The organism is Bradyrhizobium sp. YR681 (assembly GCF_000282615.1).
In the GTDB taxonomy this organism is placed as follows: domain Bacteria; phylum Pseudomonadota; class Alphaproteobacteria; order Rhizobiales; family Xanthobacteraceae; genus Bradyrhizobium.
In genome coordinates, this window is the sequence record NZ_AKIY01000147.1 from 1 (window position 1) to 4182 (window position 4182).

Genomic DNA, 4182 nt, shown 5'->3' on the forward strand with positions numbered 1-4182 from the left:
GGCGGCTGCCGGTAGGCGGTCAGCCCGTCGGATTCATAGGCGCGCATCTCGGCGGCGCTGTCGATGACGCCTTCGCCGGGCACGATTGCGCGCAACGCAGCAATGATCTCGGCGCGGCGCGCAAGCACGGCCTGGTCACTCGCAGGCATCATGATGGCCATGACATATCCTTCCGACTCGCAGCCCACGATCAAATTTATCGCGGCAAATCAATCACGTCCCGGACGGTTTGGGTAGGCCATCCGAAAGTCGGAGCGGCGATCTTCGGCGAGTTCGCTCTGGGACAAGTAGGAAATGATGAAACCTGTCATGGTTTCCCGGCTTGTCCAAGACGGGCGGGCCTGTCAAAACCGGCAGGTTCGACGATTGCCGACCAGATTGAAGCCCCACTGGGAAAGAGACGAAGAGCACCCTATGAAAAAACTGACTTTTGGCGCGCTGATGATCCTCACCGTCACTGCCACTGCGTCCGCCGCGATGGCGCAGGACGTTGCGGCCGGCAAATCGTCATTCAACAAATGCCTGGCCTGCCACGCGATCGGCGAAGGCGCCAAGAACAAGGTCGGCCCCGAGCTCAATGGCCTCAACGGCCGCAAGTCCGGCACCGCGCCCGATTACAATTATTCGGACGCGAACAAGAATTCCGGCATCACCTGGGACGAAGCGACGTTCAAGGAATACATCAAGGATCCCAAGGCCAAGATTCCCGGCACCAAGATGGCGTTCGCCGGCATCAAGAACGAGAACGAGATCAACAATCTCTGGACCTACGTCTCGCAGTTCGACAAGGACGGGAAGATCAAGCAGTAGGCGCGCGAATGGCGGCCGCTAGTCAGCGGCCGCCCTTTCTGAAGCTATTTTCCCGATCATCGTCTCGATCTCCGTCTTCACCAGATCCGGCACGGCATTCTGAACCATGTGGCCGAGATCGGGCAGGACGATCAGCTTCGCATTCTGTACGGTCGCGGCGAACGGGCGGGCATGGATGTCGGTCCTCACCGTCTTGTCCGGCTCGCCGGCGATGATTGTGACCGGCGCCGATATTTCGCCGTAGCGCGCGACCTGTGCGGCAACCGACTCCTTTAAGGTCACCAGGCCATAGGCATTGGCGATGAACTCGCGCGGGCGCAGCAACAGCGGCGTCGCGGAGTCCTGCACGAATCCGTCAGGCATCACTTGCGGCAGGAACACGTTGCGCGCGCCGGACTCGGCGACGAAGTACCCCAGCGGCAGCGTAATCGTGTAGGCGAGCAGCGGGCCGATCAGCGGCATTGCGATGATCTCGTTGTAGCGGCCGACGCCGCCGCGCCAGGGATGGGTCACCGGCGCCAGCATCACGAGCCCGGCGACGCGGTCGGGATGATCGAGCGCCAGCCGTGCGCCGAGCGCGCCGCTCCAGGAATGCACGACGAAGATCGCGCGATCGATCCCGAGCTTGCGAAGCGCCTCGTCGATCATCCGCGCCTGGACCTGCGGCGTCGAATCCTCACGTCTGGCGCGCGTGCTCCAGCCGTGGCCGGGACGGTCGATCAGGATGACGCGATGGTCCTTGCCCATGAGGTCGCCGAGCGGCCGACGCATCGCTTCGAGATTGGAGCTCGCGCCATGCAGCATCACGATCGGCAGGCCAGCGTCGCGCGGGCCGATATCGACGACGTGGAGCACCGCGCCATCGACCTCGATCATCCGGCCCTGAGGTGGAAAGGCGCGCTGCACGGCGACAATGCCGGCCTGTGTGGCCAGCGCTAGCAGAGCCAGCGCCGTCACGACTGAGATCACGATCATGGAGAGAGTCCGGGAAATCCAGGGCACATCGCAGCTACGGGTTTGGCAGGCGACAGTTTCGCCCCGCCCGGCTTCGGACATTCCACCGAAAAGGCAGGGGCTGTGGATATGTGCATAATTGCCGGATCGAAATATTCAATGGAATCAATGATATTCTCCACTGACACATAAGCCTCGGACCAGCTTCATGCGGTCGTCATCGCGGTGTCCATATAATCGCCATGGTCGGTTCCGCCATTTAGACGCGGGTGGGCGCCGATCCTTTTCGCAACCTCGGAAGATGCGGGAAAGGCCGGCAGGACTAGTCCTGATTTGAACCGGAGAATTTCGATGAGCTTCAGATCGAACGACACTGCGATCGACGAGATCGTGGCGCGCTGCAATGGCGACCTGCGCGGGGCCGTACGGGCGCTGCTCCTGATCAACGAGCATCTCGAGACGGAGCTAGCCAAGGCTTACGCCGCGGCCGCCGATCAGGGCCTCGCCGAGCGCGGCGGCAGCGCCCTGCACTAGCGTGCAGGCTAGCCCGTGCCGTCCTCGGCCTTTTCCTCGTCGGGCGTGACGGCGGGACAGGCGCGGATGGTCGAGCGGGCAAGCTTGGCATCGGCCCTGGACTTGTAGGGACCATCGCCGAACCAGATGTCGCCGTTGATGACCGGATTGCTGGTCACGATGTTGCATTTGCCGGTGGCGCGGTTGCCGACCACCCAGAACAACCCGTCGGCGAGGCTCACCGTCCCCGACGCGAGCAGCAGGCTACCCGCAAAGATCAAGCGCTTCATGGCTTTCGCTCCTGCCATGCAGGTAGGCCTGCGGCGGCGCCGACAATAGCCCTCACGACGCCGCGGCTCAGATCGTGGTTAACCCGCAGGCGCCGCATTCACTCAAGACATGATCGAGTTCGAGGCTAAATATCGCGGCCTTCGACCTTCTCGGTCAGCGCCTTGACGTATTCGGGGATCTTCTCGAGGTGCGGATTGACGGCGAGCGCCTTGCGATAGGCCTCGAGCGCGTGCTTCTCGTCGCCGACCTCCTGCATGATCATGCCGAGCCCGACGAGCGCGCCGAAATGGCGGGGCTCGCGGATCAGGACCTCACGGAGATCGGCAAGCGACCGGCCGTAGTCGTTCTGCATGTGGTAGAGCGTGGCACGCCGGTTCCAGGCCTCGATGTAATCGGGCCTGAGCTTGATGATCGAATCCAGCAGCTTGATCGCGATCTCGATCTTCTGCGCGTCGACCGCCGTCTTGGCCCGCGCCATCAACAACGACGCGGTGTCGCTGGGGGTCTGGAGCCAGATTGCCCAGATCCGCGCCTCGACATGCTTGGCGCTGGCCTCGTCCGGCGCGGCCTTCAGCGCTCCGAACAGGAAATCGATATTCTTGCTGCGATCGACCTTGGGGAGCTTGGCCGGCGGCTCCGGCAGCTTCTTCTGCTCCTTGCCCGGAGGAGCAGGCAGTTCTTTCTGCGCCAGGGCCGGCGCAAGGCCGGCGGCTCCCAGCACAAGGGCCAGACCAAGACCCATGAACAGGGTGCGCGCGAAAAGGAATGTCGCTGCCGGGAATCTCACTGCCATGGCGAAAGTGTAAACGCACAAAGCCGCCCTTGCAAAGCAAAGGCGGCGTCAAACTCGTGTGAGACCGTGGTCTTGCGGGGCGCGCGCAGGCGACCGCGAGGGCAAGTTCAGCCCTGGCGAGCCTTGAAGCGGCGCTGCACCTTGTTGATCACGTAGACCCGGCCCTTGCGGCGGACCAGGCGGTTGGCGCGATGGCGACCACGCAGCGACTTCAACGAGTTACGGACCTTCATGGCAGAATCCTGAACGTTCGAAAGGCCGTGTTCGGCACACCCGTTTCGGCACGCGCGAATGTGGCAAAATGAGATTTTTCCCGCTGGCGGACCGACCGCCCGGGACGGGGCGGTTCTTAAGGCATGGCGGGAGGTCATGTCAATGTTAACTGCCCGGTTCCGAACCGGCAAATTCGCGAAAACAACCCCATGCACAGTAGAAGCGGCCGGATCGGCCCGATCTGTTCATTCGCGGCCAGGCACGGCAAAGACTTTCGCGGACTGCGGTTTCGTCGCCCGCGACGCTTGCCAAGTTCGTTATATCATATAATCAATTTGGCAACCGGTCGGGAGGACACCAATGCCGAAGCTGAAGCTGCCCAACATCGACGATGTCGTCGCGATCGACATCCACACCCACGCCGAAGAGCCCTGCGGCACCCATCCCGACGACGGCTATGACGATTTCCAGGCGCAGATGGCGGACTATTTCAAGTCGCCGCACAAGCATCCGCCGACCGTGCCGGAGACCGCGGCCTACTACCGCTCCAAGAACATCGCCGCAGTGATCTTCCCGGTCGATGCCGAGCGCGAGACCGGCTTCCGCCG

6 protein-coding genes and 2 pseudogenes are annotated in these 4182 nt (G+C 62.7%); 3 read left to right on the forward strand and 5 right to left on the reverse strand.

Annotated elements, in window-relative coordinates:
• Window positions 1-161, reverse strand: a pseudogene (locus PMI42_RS39075) (FAD-binding oxidoreductase); the annotation flags it as partial.
• 253 nt (window positions 162-414) lie between these two features.
• Between PMI42_RS39075 and cycA the strand changes: the two are divergent.
• Window positions 415-810 carry a cytochrome c-550 CycA gene (cycA, locus tag PMI42_RS12480; RefSeq protein ID WP_008134388.1) on the forward strand — a complete coding sequence of 132 codons (396 nt, stop codon included), beginning with the start codon at window positions 415-417 and terminating at the stop codon, window positions 808-810.
• An 18-nt stretch (window positions 811-828) separates the two neighbouring features.
• Here cycA and PMI42_RS12485 read toward each other — a convergent pair whose 3' ends face one another.
• Entirely contained in the window at window positions 829-1785 is a 957-nt protein-coding gene (locus PMI42_RS12485) for an alpha/beta fold hydrolase (RefSeq protein ID WP_008134390.1), read from the reverse strand.
• A 330-nt stretch (window positions 1786-2115) separates the two neighbouring features.
• Here PMI42_RS12485 and PMI42_RS12490 point away from each other — a divergent pair, with 330 nt between their 5' ends.
• The gene (locus tag PMI42_RS12490) at window positions 2116-2298 is read left to right on the forward strand and encodes a hypothetical protein (protein WP_008134392.1); all 183 of its coding nucleotides are present in this window, start codon (window positions 2116-2118) and stop codon (window positions 2296-2298) included.
• A gap of 8 nt (window positions 2299-2306) precedes the next feature.
• Here PMI42_RS12490 and PMI42_RS12495 read toward each other — a convergent pair whose 3' ends face one another.
• The 3 genes from PMI42_RS12495 to ykgO all read right to left on the reverse strand — a co-directional run bounded on the left by PMI42_RS12495 (window position 2307) and on the right by ykgO (window position 3594).
• Window positions 2307-2567 (reverse strand): hypothetical protein, encoded by a 261-nt coding sequence (locus PMI42_RS12495; protein ID WP_008134393.1) that lies wholly within the window; start codon window positions 2565-2567, stop codon window positions 2307-2309.
• Window positions 2568-2692: 125 nt separating this feature from the next.
• Window positions 2693-3361 carry a tetratricopeptide repeat protein gene (locus PMI42_RS12500; RefSeq protein ID WP_008134395.1) on the reverse strand — a complete coding sequence of 223 codons (669 nt, stop codon included), beginning with the start codon at window positions 3359-3361 and terminating at the stop codon, window positions 2693-2695.
• A 107-nt stretch (window positions 3362-3468) separates the two neighbouring features.
• A complete protein-coding gene (ykgO, locus tag PMI42_RS12505) occupies window positions 3469-3594 on the reverse strand; it encodes a type B 50S ribosomal protein L36 (RefSeq protein ID WP_006611362.1) in 126 nt (41 codons plus the stop codon).
• 340 nt (window positions 3595-3934) lie between these two features.
• Here ykgO and PMI42_RS12510 point away from each other — a divergent pair.
• A pseudogene (locus PMI42_RS12510) lies at window positions 3935-4182 on the forward strand (4-hydroxyphenyl-beta-ketoacyl-CoA hydrolase); the annotation flags it as partial.